The sequence below is a fragment of the Streptomyces changanensis genome (assembly GCF_024600715.1).
GTDB classification, from domain to species: Bacteria; Actinomycetota; Actinomycetes; order Streptomycetales; family Streptomycetaceae; genus Streptomyces; species Streptomyces changanensis.
Map to the genome: position 1 here is coordinate 5182486 of NZ_CP102332.1, position 18002 is coordinate 5200487.

General features: G+C 75.1%; 10 protein-coding genes. 8 read left to right on the forward strand and 2 right to left on the reverse strand.

Annotated elements, in window-relative coordinates; all coding sequences use genetic code 11:
* Positions 1-90: 90 nt before the first annotated feature.
* From NRO40_RS22845 to NRO40_RS22860, 4 genes are all read left to right on the forward strand, one after another.
* Positions 91-5934, forward strand: coding sequence for a type I polyketide synthase (locus NRO40_RS22845; RefSeq protein ID WP_257375488.1), 5844 nt, complete (start codon positions 91-93; stop codon positions 5932-5934).
* Positions 5931-9116 (forward strand): non-ribosomal peptide synthetase, encoded by a 3186-nt coding sequence (locus NRO40_RS22850; protein WP_058943074.1) that lies wholly within the window; start codon positions 5931-5933, stop codon positions 9114-9116. Before NRO40_RS22845 ends, NRO40_RS22850 begins: the two co-directional genes overlap by 4 nt.
* Before the next feature lie 21 nt (positions 9117-9137).
* Entirely contained in the window at positions 9138-11015 is a 1878-nt protein-coding gene (locus NRO40_RS22855; protein WP_058943073.1) for a non-ribosomal peptide synthetase, read from the forward strand.
* A gap of 67 nt (positions 11016-11082) precedes the next feature.
* Positions 11083-12342 (forward strand): valine--pyruvate transaminase, encoded by a 1260-nt coding sequence (locus NRO40_RS22860; RefSeq protein WP_058943072.1) that lies wholly within the window; start codon positions 11083-11085, stop codon positions 12340-12342.
* A 924-nt stretch (positions 12343-13266) separates the two neighbouring features.
* On the opposite strand, the gene NRO40_RS22865 is transcribed toward NRO40_RS22860, so the two are convergent.
* On the reverse strand, positions 13267-13824 hold the full coding sequence (locus NRO40_RS22865) for a quercetin 2,3-dioxygenase (protein ID WP_058943071.1): 558 nt from the start codon (positions 13822-13824) through the stop codon (positions 13267-13269).
* A gap of 106 nt (positions 13825-13930) precedes the next feature.
* On the opposite strand from NRO40_RS22865, the gene NRO40_RS22870 reads away from it, so the two are divergent.
* The 4 genes from NRO40_RS22870 (at position 13931) to NRO40_RS22885 (ending at position 17005) form a co-directional block, all read left to right on the forward strand.
* Entirely contained in the window at positions 13931-14374 is a 444-nt protein-coding gene (locus NRO40_RS22870; RefSeq protein WP_058943070.1) for a MarR family winged helix-turn-helix transcriptional regulator, read from the forward strand.
* Between the two features lie 426 nt (positions 14375-14800).
* A complete protein-coding gene (locus tag NRO40_RS22875) occupies positions 14801-15004 on the forward strand; it encodes a cold-shock protein (RefSeq protein WP_058943069.1) in 204 nt (67 codons plus the stop codon).
* Between the two features lie 1204 nt (positions 15005-16208).
* Positions 16209-16565: a MerR family transcriptional regulator gene (locus tag NRO40_RS22880; RefSeq protein WP_058943068.1), complete on the forward strand. Its 357-nt coding sequence runs from the start codon at positions 16209-16211 to the stop codon at positions 16563-16565.
* Positions 16566-16801: 236 nt separating this feature from the next.
* Positions 16802-17005 (forward strand): cold-shock protein, encoded by a 204-nt coding sequence (locus tag NRO40_RS22885; RefSeq protein WP_048475199.1) that lies wholly within the window; start codon positions 16802-16804, stop codon positions 17003-17005.
* Positions 17006-17257: 252 nt separating this feature from the next.
* On the opposite strand, the gene NRO40_RS22890 is transcribed toward NRO40_RS22885, so the two are convergent.
* Positions 17258-17818 (reverse strand): hypothetical protein, encoded by a 561-nt coding sequence (locus NRO40_RS22890; protein WP_198549376.1) that lies wholly within the window; start codon positions 17816-17818, stop codon positions 17258-17260.
* Positions 17819-18002: the final 184 nt, after the last annotated feature.

The window sequence follows — 18002 nt, forward strand, 5'->3', positions numbered from 1 at the left end:
GTGGCCCGCGCGGACGGGGCTCCCCCGGAGCCCCGTCCGCGCCGCGCCCCCCGCGCTCGCGTCTCGTACCGCCCTAAGGAGAAGGACCTCATGACCAGTCAGGACACCGGAAGCGCCCTCGACGGCCCACCGGACCTGCCGGACGCGATCGCCGTGACCGGACTCGCGTGCCGGTTCCCCGGCGCGCCCGACGCCGGGGCCTTCTGGGAGAACCTGCTCGCGGGCCGCGACACCGTCACGTTCCGCGGCCGCGACGAGCTGGCCGCCCTCGGCGTGCCCACCGACCGGCTGGACGACCCCCGGTTCGTACCCGCCGGGGGCGTCCTGGAGGGCATCGACGAGTTCGACGCCGAGTACTTCGGCATCACCCCCGCCGACGCCGCGCTCATGGACCCCCAGCAGCGGCTGTTCCTCCAGTGCGCGGTGGCGGCGCTGGAGGACGCGGGCCAGCGCGTGCGGGACGCGGCGGGCGGCGTGGGCGTGTACGCGTCGGCCGGGTTCAACTCGTACCTCACCCACCATCTGCTGCCGCACGCCGCCGAGCTGGGCCACCGCGCGGACGTGCAGTGGCTGGCGGCGGGCGACAAGGACTACCTGGCCACGCAGACCTCGTACCGGCTCGGCCTGACCGGGCCCAGCCTGAGCGTGCAGACCGCCTGCTCGTCCGCCCTGGTGGCGGTCCACCTGGCGGGCGAGGCGCTGCTCAGCGGCGAATGCGACGTCGCCCTCGCCGGGGCCGTCTCGGCGGGCGTCGGGCAGGGCCTGGGCTATCTGCACACTGAGGGCGGCATCCTGTCGGAGGACGGCCACTGCCGGCCGTTCGACGCCTCGGCCACCGGCACCGTGTTCGGCAGCGGTGTGGGCGTCGTCGTCCTCAAGCGGCTCGCCGACGCCGTCGCGGACGGCGACACGGTACGGGCCGTGCTCCTCGGTTCGGCCGTCAACAACGACGGCGACCGGAAGGTCGGCTTCACCGCGCCCGGGCTGGACGGGCAGGTGCGGGTCATCGGCGCCGCGCAGGCCGTCGCGGGGGTGGGCCCCGAGGACGTCTCCTGCGTCGAGGCCCACGGCACCGGCACCGCCCTCGGCGACCGCATCGAACTGACCGCCCTGAACCGGGTGTTCGCCGCGGCGCCGGACGCGAGCCGGGTCCTCGGCGCGGTCAAGTCCAACGTCGGGCACCTCGACACCTGCGCGGGCATGGCCGGCTTCATCAAGACGGTCCTCGCCCTCCAGCACCGCACACTGCTGCCCACCGCGCACTTCACGCGCCCCTCGCCCGACCTCGACCCGGAGCGCTTCCGGGTGCTCACCGCGCCCGAGCCGTGGCCCGGCGCCGACGGCACCCGCACGGCGGGCGTCAGCTCCTTCGGTATCGGCGGCACCAACGCCCACGTGGTCCTCCAGGACCCGCCGCCCGCAGCCCGCCGCCCCGCCGCCGGGACGGACGACGCCTGGCAGGTGCTGCCGCTGTCCGCCCGCGGCCCCGAGGCGCTGGACCGCCTCGCCGGACGGCTGGGGGAGGCGCTCACCGCGCCCGGAGCCCCGGCGCTCGCCGACGCGGCCCACACCCTCCAGACGGGCCGCGACCCGCACCCGTGGCGGCGCGCCGTCACCGTCGCGCCCGGCCGCACGGCCGCCCTCGGCGCCGCCGAGCCCCGGTCCGGCGCGTCCACCGAGCCCGTGCGCGCCGGGGGCGTCTTTCCCGGGGCGGCGTTCCTCTACCCCGGCCAGGGTGCCGGGACGCCCGGCATGGCCGCCGAGCCGTACGCCCGCGAACCCGCCTTCCGGGACGCCCTCGACCGCTGCCTCGACGCCCTGCGCCCGTGGACCGACGCGCCCTTGCGCGCCCTCCTCCTCGACCCGGCCCACCCGGACGACCTGGACCGCACGGAGGTGGCCCAGCCCGCGCTGTTCGCCGTCGCGTACGCCCTGACGGAGTGGTGGGCCGCGCTCGGCGTCCGCCCCGTCGCGGTCGCCGGGCACAGCGTCGGCGAACTGGCCGCCGCCTGCGCCGCCGGGGTGTTCACCCTGCCGGACGCCGCCCGCCTCGTCGTACGGCGTGGCGCGCTGATGGGCGGGATGCCGGAGGGCGCGATGCTCGCCGTGCCACTGCCGGAGGCGGAGCTGCGCGCCCTCGTCGCGGACTCCGGCCCCTGGCCCGGCGACGGCGCCGCGCCCGGCGCGCCGGAGGTCGCCGCCGTCAACGCGCCCGACCGGACCGTCGCCGCCGGGCCGCCCGGCGCGGTGGCCCGCCTCGCGGAACTGCTGGAGGCCCGGGGCGTACCGGCCCGCCGGCTGGCCGTGCGGCACGCCTTCCACACCCGTCACGCGGACGGGCTCCTCGACGACTTCGCCGCGCTCGTCGCCGCCACCCCGGCGCGCACGCCCTCCGTGCCGGTGATCTCCTCCCTGACCGGGCGGCCGCTCACCGCCGAGGAGGCCGCGTCGCCCGCGTACTGGGCGCGGCAGCTGCGGCAGCCCGTCCGGTTCGCCGACGCGCTGCGCGCCCTGCCCGACGGCGTCACCCTGCTGGAGGCCGGGCCGGGAACGGCGCTCACCGGGTTCGCCCGCCGCACGCTCGGCGCCGGCCGGACCGCGCTGCCGGTGCTCGGCGCGCCCCGCGGCGGTGACGAGCCCCCGGCGCGGCTCACCGCGGTGGCCCGGCTGTGGGAGCGCGGCGCCGACATCGACTGGACGGCGCTGGGGGAGCGGGCCGGGCGGCGCAAGGTCGCGCTGCCGACGTACCCGTTCGCCCGGACCAGCCACTGGTTCCGGCCCGCCGCAACGGCCGCCCAGGCGGCTGCCGCCGCTCCCGCCGGGGCGCTCGCCGGCTCCACTCCCGCGCCCCCGGCCGGTTCTCCCGCCGCGCCCCCGGCCGGTTCCTCCGGCGGCGCGGCCACGGCGGACGCCGGCGCCGCGGCCGGTGACGGCGCCCCGCTCGACGGGTGGCTGCGCGTCCTCGACTGGGTGCCCTCCCTGCCGCCCGCGACGGCTGCCGCCGCACCGGGCAGCGTCCTGCTCCTGGCCGACGAGGGCGGCCTCTCCGACGCGGTCGTGGACCTCCTGGCCGGGCAGGGCGCGCGCGTCCACCGGGTGCGCGTCGGCGGCCCCGGCCTGCCGGACGGCCTCGCGGCCGACAGCGGCGACCGGGACGGCGACGGCGACCGGGACGGCCACCTGCTGGACCCCGACCACCCCGGCGCGTTCGCCGCGCTCGCCGCCGAACTGGCCGCCCGCGGCGAGGCTCCGGACGCCGTCGTGTCCTGCTGGGCCGCCGACGACCCCGCCCTGGACGACGCCTCCGCCGACACCGTCGCCCGGTGCGCGCTGCGGGCCGTCGCCGTCCCGGCCGCGCTCTGCCGAGCCCTCGGCGACCGCTTCCCCGACCGGCCGCTGCGCCTGCTGCTGGTCACCGAGGACGCCCTCGCCGTGGCCGGGCGGCGCCCCGGCGCCCCGCACGCCGCCGCCGCCACCGGCCCGGCCCGCGTGCTGCCCCACGAGCTGCCGGACTGCGCGGTGCGCGTCCTCGACCTGGAGCGCTTCCCCCGTACGGGCTCCGGGCCCGCCCGCGCCGCCCGCGCGGTCGTCACCGAACTCGCCGCGCTCGCGGACCCGTACGCCGCCACCGGCACACCCCCCGGCGCGAACGCGGCGGGCGCCGCGGAGCCGGTCGTCGCCGTCCGGGGCCGTTCCCGGCTCGTACCGGTCCCGGCGACGCCCGCACTGACCCCGCCGGGCCGGGATCCGGACCCGCTGCCCGACGGCACCTGGCTGGTCACCGGCGGCCTGGGGGGCATCGGCGGCGCCGCCGCGGAGCGGCTCGCCGCACCCGGCCGCACCCTGGTCCTGGTCACCCGCCGCCCCGTGGCGGACGGCCCGGCCCGGCACGTCATCCGGCCCGAGGGCGCCGAACCGGCCCCGCAGTGCCCGCCCGCACTGGCGGACGCCCTGGCCCGGCTCGCCGGGAAGGGCGCCGAGGTGTGCGTCGTCCAGTGCGACGTGTCCGACGAGCGGGCCCTGACGGCCGCGCTGGAGGAGGTCCGGGAGCGGTACGGCCGGATCGCCGGCGTCGTCCACGCCGCCGGGCTGCCCGGCGGCGGCGTGCTGGCGCTGCGCGCGCCCGACGACATCGCCCGCGTCCTGGAGCCGAAGGTCCGCGGCACCGTGCTCCTGCACCGGCTCACCGAGGCGGACCGGCCCCTCATGGTGCTGTGCTCCTCGGTGCTCGCCGTGGCCGGTGCGGCCGGGCAGGCCGACTACGCGGCGGCCAACGCCTTCCTCGACAACTTCGCCCACACGACGGACACGGCCGTGTCCATCGGCTGGGACCGCTGGTCGGAGACGGGCATGGCGGTGGCCGCCACCGCCCCGGCCCGCGCGACGGACGCCGACCAGCCGCTGGACCACCCGCTGTTCGCGGCCCGCCGCGCGACGCCCGGCGGCTGGACCGAACTCATCCTCCGCGACGGCCCGCACACGTCGTGGCTGTCCCACGAGCACCGCATGGCCGGTGAGCCGGTGCTGCCCGGCACCGCCCTGCTCGACCTCGCCGTGGCCGCCCACCGCGCGCTCGCGCACCCGGACGGCGACGGCGACGCCCGCCGGGCGGCCGGGGGCGCCGTCGAACTGGACGCCGTCTTCACCGCGCCCGTCCGCATGCCGGAGGAGGACGCCCCCGTCGTCGCCGTACGGCTGCGGCCCCACGCGGACGGCGGCCACGACTGGGAGGTGCGTTCGACCGCCGCCGCCAGGCCCCACGCACAGGGCCGCCTCCGGCCCCACGGCGGGCCCCGCCCCGCCCGCGTCACCCTCGCGTCCGCCGCCGTGTCCGACGGCACCGCGTCCGACGGACGCGGGGGAAAGGGCGACGAAGCGCTGAAGGCCGCGGGGCGCGGACTGCTCGAGACGGGGCCCCGCTGGGCCTGCGTCACCCGCACCGACCGGCCCGGCCGGGACGGCGAGCGGCACCTGCTGCTGACGCTGCGCCTCCCGGAGGAGTACCGCGCCGACACCGCGGCCCACCCGCTGCACCCGGCGCTGCTCGACGCGGCCACGGGCGCCGTAGCCCAGGCCACCGGGCGCCACCTCCCCGTCGCCTACGGCAAGCTGACGGTGTATCGGGACATACCCGCCGAGGGGCACGCCCTGGTGGCGCTGCGCTCCGGCGACCCGGCCGCCGAGGACGGCACCCTCGTCGCCGACGTCACCCTGACCGACCGCGAGGGCGACCCCGTGGTCACCGTGGAGGGCTTCGTGCTGCGCCCGGTGCCCGCCGGGACGGCCGTACGGAACGACCCCGCCCCGCAGGACCCCGCTCCGCACACCGACGCCATCCCCACGGCGGAGGGACTGCGCGCCCTCGCACGCGTCCTCGCCAACCCGCACCTCGCCCACGTCCTGGTCACCCCCCGCGCCGGGGTGGAGCCGCGCCCCGAGCGGGCACCCTCGGCGGCGGACGCCGGGACCGGGACCGGGGCGGGGCAGGACGACGAGGCGCCGCAGGACGTCCCCTCCCGCATCGCCCGCATCTGGGCCGCCATGCTCGGGCTGCCCGCCGTGGCAAGCGACGCCAACCTGTTCGAACTGGGCGCCGACTCGCTGGTCATCGTGCAGATCGCCGCCCAGATGCGCGGCGCCGGACTGCCCGTGTCACCCGGCGACATCTTCGCCCACCCCACCCCCGGCGCCCTCGCCCGCAGGATCGCCGAGGCGCGGGCGGAGACCGAGGCCGGCCCCGCCCCCGGGGCGAACGCCGCCACCCCACCCGCCACACCAGACGCATCCGCGACACCCGCCGCACCCGCCCCGAGCCACGCCCCCGGCGCCACTCCGTCCGCCGACGCACCGGGGCACTTCCCCGACGCGGACCTCAGCACCGCGGACCTGGCCCAGGTCATGCACCTGTTCCGGTCCGGAGAGGACACCCAGTGAACGACATCGAGGACATCTACCCCCTTTCCCCCGTCCAGGAAGGGATGCTGTACCACGCCACCACCTCTCCGGAGCAGGGCCTCTACGTCGAGACGACGACGTTCCGCCTCACCGGCCCGCTCGACGTGGACGCCCTGACGGCCGCCTGGCAGGCCGTCGTCGCCCGCCACCCCGTGCTGCGCACCGCCTTCGTCCACGAACGCATCAGCGCCCCCCACCAGGTGGTCCTCCCGGCCGCCCAGGTCCGCGTCGACGTGCGGGACCTCACCGGCTTGGACGCCGCCGCCCGCGACGAGGAGGTGGCGGCGGAGACCGCCCGCCGCCGCGCCGAGCCGTTCGACCTCACCCGGCCGCCGCTGATGCGGCTGCTCGCCCTGCGGCTGAGCCCCGACGAGCACCTGATGGTGTGGACGTACCACCACATGATCCTGGACGGCTGGTCGGCCGCTCTGCTCATGGCGGACGTCACGGCCGAACTGGCCCGCCCCGGCGGCGCCGGCACCGCCCCGCCGCCCCCGTTCCGCGACCACATCGCCTGGCTGCGCCGCCAGGACCCGCAGCGCGACCGCGCGTTCTGGACCGCGTACCTCGACGGCTACGACGAACCGGCCGTGTTCACCCTGCCCGGCGTCCGCCCCGGCGCCAAGCCGTCGGGCCGGTTCCGCACCGTACGGGACACGCTGCCCGCCGACGCCACCGCCCGGCTGCGCGCCCTCGCGGCGGCCCGCTCCACCACCCTCGGCAGCCTGGTCGAGGCCGCCTGGGCGGGCACCGTCGCCCGCTACTCGGGACGCGACGACGTCGTCTTCGGCGTCACCGTCTCCGGCCGCCCGCCGCTGCCCCGCGCCGAGGCGATGATCGGCATGTTCATCAACACCGTTCCCGTACGGGCCCGCGTCGACCACGACCTGCCCGCCGGGGAGTGGATCGCCGGGTACGCGGCCTCCCGCCACCCCGTCCTGGAGCACCAGCACACCCCGCTGACCGACGTGCAGCGATGGGCGGGCGTCGAGCGGGGCGCGCAGCTCTTCGACACCGTCGTGGTGTTCGAGAACTACCCGGACGCCTCCGAGGCCGTCCTCGCGGGCGGCGCCCTGCGCACCACGGACGTCCACTACGAGACCCGCACCAACTACCGCGCCACCCTCGTCGTCCGCGCCGCGGGCGAGCTGCGCGTCCAGCTCGTCGTGGACGCCGACGCGTTCGACGCGGCCGAGGCGGACGCGCTGGTCCGGCACGTCACCACCGTCCTGGCCCGCCTCGCCGACCGCCCCGGCGCGCCCCTGCGGGACGTCCTCGCCGTGCCCGACGACACCCGCGCCCTGCTGCTGGACCGGTGGAACGGCACGGACGTGGACCGGACACCGCCGCGCGCCCTCCTCCCCGACCTGATCGCCGAGGCGGTCCGCACCCGCCCCGGCCACCCGGCGGTCGTCGCGGACGGCACGGCGTACACCTACCGCGAACTGGACGACCGGGCCACCGCCCTGGCACACAGGCTGGCCGCGCAAGGCGTCCGCACCGGGGACCGGGTCGGCGTCTGCCTGGGCCGCGGCGCCGACCTGGTCACCGCCCTCCTCGCCACGGCCCGCGCGGGCGCGGCGTTCGTACCGCTGGACCCGGCGCACCCCGCCGACCGCACGGCGTACGTCCTGCGGGACGCCGCCCCGGCGCTGCTCCTCACCGGCGCCCCGGCCGCCCTCCCCGCGGACGGCTGGGACGGCCCCGTCCTCGACCTCACCCGCGAGCCGCTCCCGCCCACCGCCCCGGCCGCCCCGGCCGGCCCCGAGCACGCCGCCGCCCCGGCCGGGCCCCTCCCCGGCGCGACCGCGGACGGCCTCGCCTACCTCATCTACACGTCCGGCTCCACCGGCCGCCCCAAGGGCGTCGCCATCGGCCACCGGGCGCTCGCCAACCTGGTCGACAGTCTCGCCCTGCGCCACCCCGGCCTGAGCGCCGACGACCGGTTCCTCGCCCTGACCACCCTCACCTTCGACACGTCCCTCGCCGAACTGCTCGTGCCGCTCGCCGCCGGCGCCACCGTCCACGTGGGCGGCGGCACGCTCGGCCTGAGCGGCCGCGAAGTCGACGCGTACACCGCCCGGCACGGCATCACGGCCCTCCAGGCCACCCCGTCCCGGTACCGGGCCCTCCTCGACTCCGGCTGGCAGGGCGGCGACGGGCTGCGCCTGTACAGCTGCGGCGAGGCGTTCCCGCCGGACCTCGCCGAACCGCTGGCCAAGCGCGGCCGGTCGGTGTGGAACATGTACGGCCCGACCGAGACGACCGTGTACTCCAGCGTCGAGGAGATCCACGCCGGCACCACCCGCGTCACCGTGGGCCGCCCGATCTCCCACACAACCCTGCGCGTCCTCGACCCGCACGGCGCGCTGGTGCCGCTCGGCTGCGTGGGCGAGCTGTGCATCGGCGGCCACGGTGTCGCCGAGGGCTACTGGAACCTGCCGGAGCTCAGCGCCGAGCGGTTCGTGCCCGACCCCTACGACGGGGGCCGCACCCGCATGTTCCGCACCGGCGACCACGCGCGCGTCCTCCCCGACGGCCGGGTGGAGGTGCTCGGCCGGATGGACCGCCAGCTGAAGCTGCGCGGCTACCGCATCGAACCCGGCGAGATCGAGCAGGTCCTCCTGGAGGCCCCCGAGGTGGCCGCCGCCGCCGTGGCCGTGCGCGGCGAGCGGCTCGTGGCGTGGACCGTGCCGGCCGACCGGACCGCCCCGGCCACCCCCGACCGGCTCCGCGAACGCCTCCGCCACCGCCTTCCCTCGTACATGATCCCCGAGGTACTCGTCACGCTGGACGACCTGCCGCTGACCCCGGCCGGCAAGACGGACCTCCTCGCGCTCACCGTCCCCGACGAGCAGCCCGCCCCCGCCGCCGGTGCCGAAGGGGCCGCCGCGGGCGGCTTGGAGGAGCTCGTCGCCCGCCTGTTCCGGGAGGTCCTCGCCCTCCCGGAGGTCGGGCCCGACGACGACTTCTTCGACCTGGGCGGCGACTCGCTGCGCGCCATGCGCCTGGCAGGCCGCCTCCAGACCGAGCTGGGCTCCGACTTCGACGTCGAGCTGCTCTTCGACTACTCGACGGTGCGCGAACTGGCGGCCGGCATCGCCCGCATCACGGCCGACGGCGCCTCCGGCACCGCCCGCACCGCGGCCGACGAGAACTGACGCAGAAAGGTCCCCCCCGCCATGGAAACGCCCGCTGACGCCGCCCACCGCCTCGACACCGCCCTGCTCGCCCGCTGGGACGCCCACCCCGGCCTCCCCGCGATCGTCGACGGCGAGCACGTCGTCCTCGCCGGAGAGGTCAGGGACCGCGCCGTGCGCACCGCGGCGCTCCTGCGGCAGCACGGCCTCCGCCCCGGCGACCGGGTCGCGGTCCTGCTGGAGCGCTCCGCCGACTTCGTGATCGCGGTGGCGGCCGTCGTCCTCGCCGGCGGCGCCCACGTGGCCATCGACACGGCCAACCCCCGCGATCGCGTGCACTTCCTGCTGGAGGACAGCACGCCCCGCCTCGTCCTCACATCCGACGCGCTGCGCCCCGCGCTGCCCGACGGGCTCGGCGCCCGCGTCCTGACCGTCGAGGAGTGCGCCGAGGCCCCCGACCCGGACGGGTTCGCCCCCGCGGACGCCCTCGCCGACCGCCCCGCCGTGGTCATCTACACCTCCGGGTCGACGGGCCGCCCCAAGGGCTCCCTGCTCAGCCACCGCGGGGTGACCGCCCGCCTGCGGTCCCTCCAGGGCAGCCACCCCATCGACGCGGACGACCGGGTGCTGCACCACACGGCCTGCACCTTCGACATGTTCCTGGTGGAGGTGTACTGGCCGTTGCTGCACGGCGCGGCCGTCGTGATCGCCGCTCCGGGCCGCCACCGCGACCCGGAGCACCTGGCGCGGCTCATCCGCGACCAGCGCGTCACGACGGTGTGGTGGGTCGTGTCGCTGCTGGAGCTGTTCCTGCTGGCGCTGGGCCCGGGCGAGCGCGTCGACGGGCTGCGGCAGGTCCTCACCGGCGGCGAGGCGCTGAGCCCGGAGCTCGTACGCCGGTTCCACAGCCGCTCCCGCGCCACCCTCAGCAACCTGTACGGGCCGAGCGAGTGCACCATGTACTGCACCGCCTGGGTGTGCCCGCGCGACCCGGACCCGGAGACCGTCCTGATCGGTTCGGCCATCGAGGACACGACGCTGCGGATCCTCGACGAGCGGGGCCGGCCCGTGCCGCAGGGCGAGCCGGGCGAGCTGTACATCGGCGGTGTCGGCGTGTCCCTCGGCTACCACGACCGTCCCGAGCTCACCGCCGAACGCTTCGTCCCGGACCCGGTCGACGCGTCCGCAGGCACCCTGTACCGCTCCGGGGACCTGGTGCGGGAGGTCGCGCCGGGGCGGCTGGAGTACCTGGGCCGGGTCGACCGGCAGGTCAAGATCCGCGGCTTCCGCATCGAGCCGGGCGAGATCGAGGGCGCCGCGCTGGGCGTGCCCGGGGTTCGCCAGGCGGCCGTGGTCGCCGACGGCACGGGACACGAGACGCGCCTGGTCTGCTTCCTGGTCCTGGACGGCACCCCGGACGGGCCGGCGCCGGACGGTGACACGCGGCGCGGGGCGGAGCGCGTACGGACCGCCCTCGCCGACCGGCTCCCCGCGCACATGGTGCCGGCCGCCGTGGTCGCCCTGGAGCGGTTCCCGCTGACCCCGAACGGCAAGCTCGACCACGCCGAACTGACCGCCAGCGCCGCCGAGGCCCTGCCCACCGCGGCCGGACCCGCCCCGGTGACCGCCGCCCCCGGGGCCGCCGTTCCCGCCTCCGCGCCCGCCGCCCCCGGCACGGGCGCCGCGGCCGGGCAAGCGGACCTGGCGGCCGTCGTCGCGGAGGTCTGGGCGGCGGTCCTCGGCGTCCGGGCGGTCGGCCCCGACGACGACTTCTTCGCCCTCGGCGGCGACTCGTTCCGCGCCGTCCGCGCCGTCCGGGAACTGGAGGAGCGCACCGGCCTCCAGGTGCCGATGCACCTGGTGTTCGAGGCGTCGGAGGTCACCGAGTACGCCGACGCCGTGGCGGCCCTCACCCGCTGACCCCCACCCCGCCCGCACCCGCCACCCATTCCCTCCCTCCCTCCCTCCCTCCGCACGAGGAGACATCATGCAGTTGTCCACCATCGGCACGAAGATGGCCGGGCTGTCCGGTCTGCGCAGCATCATGGAGGACGTCGCCGCGTGCACCGCCGGGGAGTCGGCGGGGGAGTGGCTCAATCTGAGCGTGGGCAACCCCGCCCTCGTTCCCGAGGCGCGGGACATGTGGCGCACCGCCCTCGCGGAGGTGCTGGAGGAGGACTTCGGCGGGACGAGCGGCAGCTACGGCCCCAGCCGGGGCAGCCACGTCCTGGTCGAGGCCATCGCGTCGTACTTCCACCGGACGTACGGCTGGCGCCTCGGCCCGGAGAACATCGCGGTCGGCCCGGGTAGCCAGATGGTCTGCTTTGCCGCCGCCGCGCTGTTCGCCGGGCCGTCCGCCGGGGGCACCCGCCGGGTCGTGCTGCCCATGGTCCCCGACTACACCGGCTACCAGGGGCTGTGCCTCCACGAGGGCGGCATCGCCGGCGTGCCGCCCCGCGTGGAGCGGGAGGGCGACCACCGCTTCCGGTACGCCCTCGACACGGAGGCGCTGAGCCGCCGGACGGACATCGGCATGATGCTCGTCTCCAGCCCGGGCAACCCCACCGGCCGCGCACTGGACCCGGTGGAGCTGCGCGCCCTCACCGACCTGGCCGCCGAACGCGACGTGCCGCTCTTCCTCGACCAGGCGTACGGCGCCCCGTTCCCCCGCATCGGCGAGACCCACGGGGAGCCGGTGCTCGACGACAACGTGGTGCACTGCTTCTCCGCGTCCAAGGCCGGACTGCCCGGCGAGCGGATCGGCTTCGCCGTCGGAGCGCCCCGCCACATCGCCCCGCTCGCCTCGTTCATGTCCAACTCGGTCCTGCACGCCCCGAAGCTCGCCCAGGCGGCCCTCGCCCGCGTCCTCGCCGACGGCCGCCTCGACGGCGTGGTCCGCGAGGCGATCACCCCGCACTACCAGGAGAAGCGGCGGTTCGCCGAGAAGCTCCTGGCGGAGCGGATGCCGTCGGACGTGGACTGGCGGCTCCACTCCGGCGAGGGCGGCATGTTCTGCTGGCTGTGGGTGGACCACGACTGGTTCGACGACGTCGCCCTCTACACGAGACTGAAGGAGCACCGTGTCTTCGTCGTGCCGGGCCGCCATTTCTTCGTGGACCCGCTGGAGACCCCCGGCCTCACCCCCCACGCGACGCGCTGCTTCCGCCTCAGCCTGAGCGCCGACGAGGCCACCCTCACCGAGGGCATAGTCCGCCTCGCCCACGTCCTCACCACCCTCCGCCCCTGACCCCGTCCCCGCCTCAGGCCCGGACGGTGCCCCGCTCCGGGACCGGCCCCGGCAGCCGGAAAGCGCGGGCCGGGGCGCGTCGGCGTGGCGTCGGGCGCATCCAGCTCCGGACGCCTGCCGAGCGGTTCGGGCAGGGCCTGGGTCGTGACGCCCGTTCGACGTCCGAGGACCCGGGTGCCCGCCTGAAGGGCCGAGCGTGTGAGCCGGGCACGCGGGTGCCCGGCCCTCACCCTCACGTTGTCGTGCGTCAGGAATCGGAGCCTCGGATCCGGGGGGGGTGAGGACTCCGGTACGGGCGCCCCGCTGTGGCTCCCCAGCGGCGGCGCGAGCTGCTCCACCCGCACGAGTCACTCGTGCTCTGGGGGCCCTTCTCGTGTCCACTCTCCTGCCGCGATCAGCGGCTCGGGACCTGCCCATGGCCGGCACGGAGCCCCGCCGGATGACTTCCAGCAGCCATGGCGCCTCATCGGTGCTGGTGGCGTAGTCGGTGACGATACCGAGCAGGCAGGCGACCAGCGCCAGCATGACCTGGGGCGCCAGGAACCATGCACATCATCCGTGGGTGACGAGGACCGGTTCAAGAACACCTACGGAAACCGGCCATACGGGCACGCCCAGGGAGCACCACGCGTGATGCGTGCGAGGGCCGGAGGAGCCAGTGGCCCGTGCGCATCCATGTCGTCGCCTCTGCCTCGTCGCCGGGTGCCGCCGTGCACCGACAGCACCAGCAGGAGAGGCCCCGTCTGTGGGGCCCGGGCGCCCCGAGATCGGGTTCCAGGGGACGGCTGCTCTCGGCTTCGGTGTCGGTGTCCCGCGCAGTTCGCGTGCGGCGGGTTCGCTCGGCGCGCCGGGTGGCAGGAGGGCAGGGGGGCGTCGTCTGGGTGGGGTGCGGCGGTCAGTTTCGGCAGCGAGGCGCGGTCGTTGTCACCGGGTCCGCCACTGGTGGTCGGGCAGGAAACGCACGTCGTACCGCTCCGGGACGCCGTCGAACTTGTGGGGGGCCGGGACGACGGGCCGGTGTGGCAGGCCGAGTTGCTCGGCGGGCGCGCCGAAGGTCTCGAAGAACCGCTCGAAGGTGCCTCCCGGGCCGGCGGCGACGCCGACGACCTGACTGTGGTGGCGCTCCATGCGGTAGGCGTGCCGGCAGTTCTTGGGCACGAAGCCGAAGTCGCCCGGGGTGAGCAGCTTCTCCTGCTGGTCGCCTTCGGTGTCCTCGACGAACAGTCGGACGGCGCCCTGGGTGACGTAGAAGACCTCGTGGGTGTCCGTGTGCAGATGGGCCGGGATGAGATCGCCTTTGGGGCCTTCGACGGTGAAGAAGTTGAAGGTGTTCTCCGTCTGCTCGCCGCCCGCGTAGATGGTGATCAGGTCGCCGAACAGATGGGCGCGGTCGCCCTCGCCCTTCTCGATGAAGTACGGCTTGCCGGGCTCCGGGGGAATGCGCGACGCCTGCCGGTAGCGGGTCGCGTACTCGATGGTCATGTGTGTCTCCGTGGATCGACCTTCGCCAGAAACGTCAGGCAGCCTGACATGAGAGCCTGTCGGAAGCAAGCGCCGGGTGCGAGCCCGGCCCCGTCGTGAGGAACAGATGCAGTCCACCCGCCGCAACCTCCCCCAGTTGCTCGGTGACGCCCGGCGTTGGTTCGAAGAAGGGCTGTCGGCTGCCATGCAGGCAGCCGGAGCCACGCCGGTGTCCCCGACGCAGGCTTGGCTCTTCGCCGTACTGGACGACCAGGGCACCACGGTGTCCGAGCTGGCCCGGCGCATGGGTGTCACCCGGCAGACCGCGCACCAGGCCGTGCACAGCCTGCTCGCCGCCGGACTGGTCGAGCAGGTGCAGGACCCCGCCTCCGCCCGGCAGCGGTTGATTCGGCGCACCGAGGAGGGTGTGCGGGCGCACCGGCAGGCCGGCATCGTCCTTGAACGGCTGGAAGAGCAGCTCGCCGAGCGGATCGGCCGTGAGGCGGTCGACGCCCTGCGGGCGGCCCTGGAGGCGCCGTGGGGCCGGCCGCCCTCGCCGAGCTCACAGTGAGACGCTCGCTGCCGGAGGAGAGGGAGTCGTCCGTCCGGCCGCTCCGCCCGGCCCGTTGCGGCCCCGCGGCCCGCCTGGGCCGCACGATCGGGTGGGGGCGTCGCGCGACCGGGCCGTGGTGGGTTCTCTTCGTGGGTTTTTCGTGTCTCGATATCTGTATCCGTGAAGGGAGAGTTTCACGGTTCGGGCGGTCAGGGTTTTTGTCGCGACGGGCGAAGGGGAATCGCGTAGTGTGCGCGGGTCCCTCAGGCGTGCTAGTGTCGATATCAGTTGCAGTTGTGGTTCCCAAACTTCAAGTGCCCCCTCTCGGTTCTTCGGGTGGGAGCACTTTTGTATTTCCGGTCATTTCCGGGCGGGGTAATCATCGCGGCGACACGGGATCCGCGCAGTGTGGATTCCGGTGTACTGCCCCAAAGGAGATATGACATGGCTACTGGCACCGTGAAGTGGTTCAACGCTGAAAAGGGCTTCGGCTTCATCGAGCAGGACGGCGGCGGCCCCGACGTGTTCGCCCACTACTCGAACATCGCTGCTCAGGGCTTCCGCGAGCTCCTCGAGGGCCAGAAGGTGAAGTTCGACATCGCGCAGGGCCAGAAGGGCCCGACGGCCGAGAACATCGTTCCGGCCTGACGCTGACACACACTCCGTAGTCGGGGCCCGCATCCTTCGGGATGCGGGCCCCGGTTGCATGTCCGCCCCGCAGTGGTTCGACCTGCGGGGTGACGCGGAGAGAGACGCGGCCCCGGCGCAAGGCGGCTGCTCCTCCCGAGACGGCGAGTCGCGGGCGCTTCCCGCAGGGCCGCACGTCGGTTGATGGTCGGATTTCACGCCTCCGTCGCGTTGTCCGTTTCGGCGCCCGCTCTGCGTGCGTGCACATTTTCGCCGCCCGCATCCGTCTTCTTCTGCCTCGGCCCTGCGTGTCGTTTTCCATGCCGCTCTTCGCCGTGGATCGCCACGCGGCCCAGCCGGTGCACGCCCGGCCATCTGGTCCCCCGAGCTTCCGTGTGCGGCCTTCGCCTGCCCGGTCGCGGCGCCTCGACCCTCCGCCCGCCCGCCCTCCCGCCCGTCGGGTCGAGTCGCCGTCGGTCGGAGGGGCTTTCCCCTTGGCGGCCGGCAGCCGGCGACCGCGGGCAAGCAGGTCGCCCCCCGGGGTCGCGACGGGCCATGGCCCCGGAGGCGCTCCGGGCGTCGGAGTCGGGCGTCCTGGCTGCTCCGGTCCGCCCCGTAGGCCGGCCCGCCCCGCCCTGTAGGCCGACCCGCTCCGTAGGCCGGCCCGCCCTGAGTGGGCGAGGCAGGTTACCTCCTCTTCGAGCGGTCAAAAATCTATGCCCGCTGGAGTAGACATTGCATGGTGGTGTGGCTATGGTTTCTCTTGTAGCCGAGATCGAGCAAGGCCCGGCAGAGACGAACTGCCGGGCAGTGGTACACGCAGTTCGCAGCACGGTGCGGTGGTGGAGTTCCGGAGCCAGGGTTGTCGTAGGACGGTGACGGAGCTGACGACCGGACCGGGTGGCCCGCAGTGATCAGGGGCCGCCACGAGCAGTACGCAGTACCCGTTTGGTAAGTGATCGGTCCAGAGGGAAGAACGGAGGACTTCAGCGCCATCAGGATCGCCCGGGTAGCAGCTTGAGCCCGGGTACCGCAGGACATCGATAGGTAGGTGGTCTCCGGTCACGCATCCGCGATCCCCGCACGTCCCGCCCTCTGTCGGGTGGGTCTGCGGAACGAGTAGGCCGGTGCAGCACTAGGGCCGGCAGATGGTGTAGCAGTTCCTTCGGGGCCCTGGTGCCAGTACGGCACCAGGGCCCCTCCACGCGTGACACAGAGAGGTGAGATGACAGCAGACGATTCCTTCGGCCGTCTCGACGACGACGATTACCCCGCCTACACCATGGGGCGAGCGGCCGAGATGCTCGGTACCACCCCCAACTTCCTCCGTGCCATCGGAGAGGCCCGGCTGATCACCCCGCTCCGCTCGAAGGGGGGCCACCGCCGCTACTCCCGCTACCAGCTGCGCGTCGCCGCCCGCGCCCGGGAACTGGTCGACCAGGGCACCCCCATCGAAGCCGCCTGCCGCATCGTGATCCTCGAAGACCAGCTCGAAGAAGCCCAGCGCATCAACGCCGAGTACCGCCGCGCCGCCGGCGACCGCCGCGCCGCGGAACCACCCACCCCTCCGGCCGCGGCATGAGACGGGCGCGCCCGCCGCTGCCGGCGGGCGCCACGCGCGGCGCCGTTGTGATCGTTCCTGTGGCGACGCGGTGGGTGGGCGTGTAGCGTCTGCTCCAGCTGTCGTGGTTCGGAGTTCCCTTTGCCCACGCCCTTGGTGTGGGCATCTTGCTGTGCTGTGTTGTGCCGCACGAACCAGGGCGATCACCTCTGCCTCCCACATGCAGTGGTAGGCGTCATCGACTGGAAGGCATGATCATGGCTACGGGCACTGTGAAGTGGTTCAACGCGGAGAAGGGCTTCGGCTTCATCGCCCAGGACGGGGGCGGCCCGGACGTCTTCGCGCACTACTCCGCCATCAACTCCTCGGGCTTCCGTGAGCTCCAGGAGGGGCAGACCGTGACGTTCGACGTCACCCAGGGCCAGAAGGGCCCGCAGGCCGAGAACATCACCCCGGCCTGACCCTCCAGCCCTCCCGAGGGCTCGCGCACCCTGCGTCCGGTGACCGCCGCGGCCCGTACGGGCCATGCGGGTGGTGCGCGCCGTGCTCCAGCCGGGCCGTGGGAGCCCGCTCCCGTGCCGGGGGCGGGTCGACCAGATGGGTGAAGCACGATCTCAGGGCCGCGCAGCCATGGCTGCGCGGCCCTGAGCCGTCGAGGTGGACACGCGGCCCGGGCGCCGCGTGCCCTGCGCGGCCGCCCGGAGAGCGGACGCTCAGACGCCGGTCCAGGCGTCGACGAAGGCCTTCCGGCCGGCCGGATCGTCCGAGCCGCGGTCCGCGTGCAGGACGCGCCAGGCGGTCAGCTCCAGATCGCGGAGCCACAGCTCTCCGATGACCTGCGTCTTGAGGTCGGGGAGGTGGTCGGACTCGGCGAGGGCCTCACCGATCACCTCCCCGGCGGCGACGCGCTGGGGAGGGGTCATCTCGTCGACGGCCGAGAGGATCTGTCGGGCCAGGTCGATTCCTTCTCCCGCCAGGGAACGCTGCACCAGCGCCTTCATGTTGACGGGCAGCAGGTACGCGGTGCCCGAGGCCCTCCACAGGTCCGACCAGAAGCGCTCTCCTGCCTCGGTGGGGGCGGGCAGCGCGGCCAGCAGCCCGAGGAGGTGGCCGGTGGCCGCATAGCCGTCGGAGTGGGCGGCCGCGACGACGGCGATGCCGGCGACGCACTCCACATCGAGGTGGCCGACTTCCAGGTGCGAAGCCAGGCCCAACTGGCGCTCCAGCTGGAGTGCGAGGGGGGCGGACACGTGGGGGCGGACCTCAGGAAGCATCGGCGATCCTTGCGGTAGGCGAGCGGAGAAGCCCGTTCGGAAGCCCTGATCGTTCCCATGACCGGGCGATCTACTCGGCTTCGGCAGGCCCGATCGGCGGCGACGGCAACGGGGCCGCAGCCCACACGGTGACGAAACGGCCCATGCCCGGCAACGCGACCTCGGGTTCCGGACCGGCCCATGC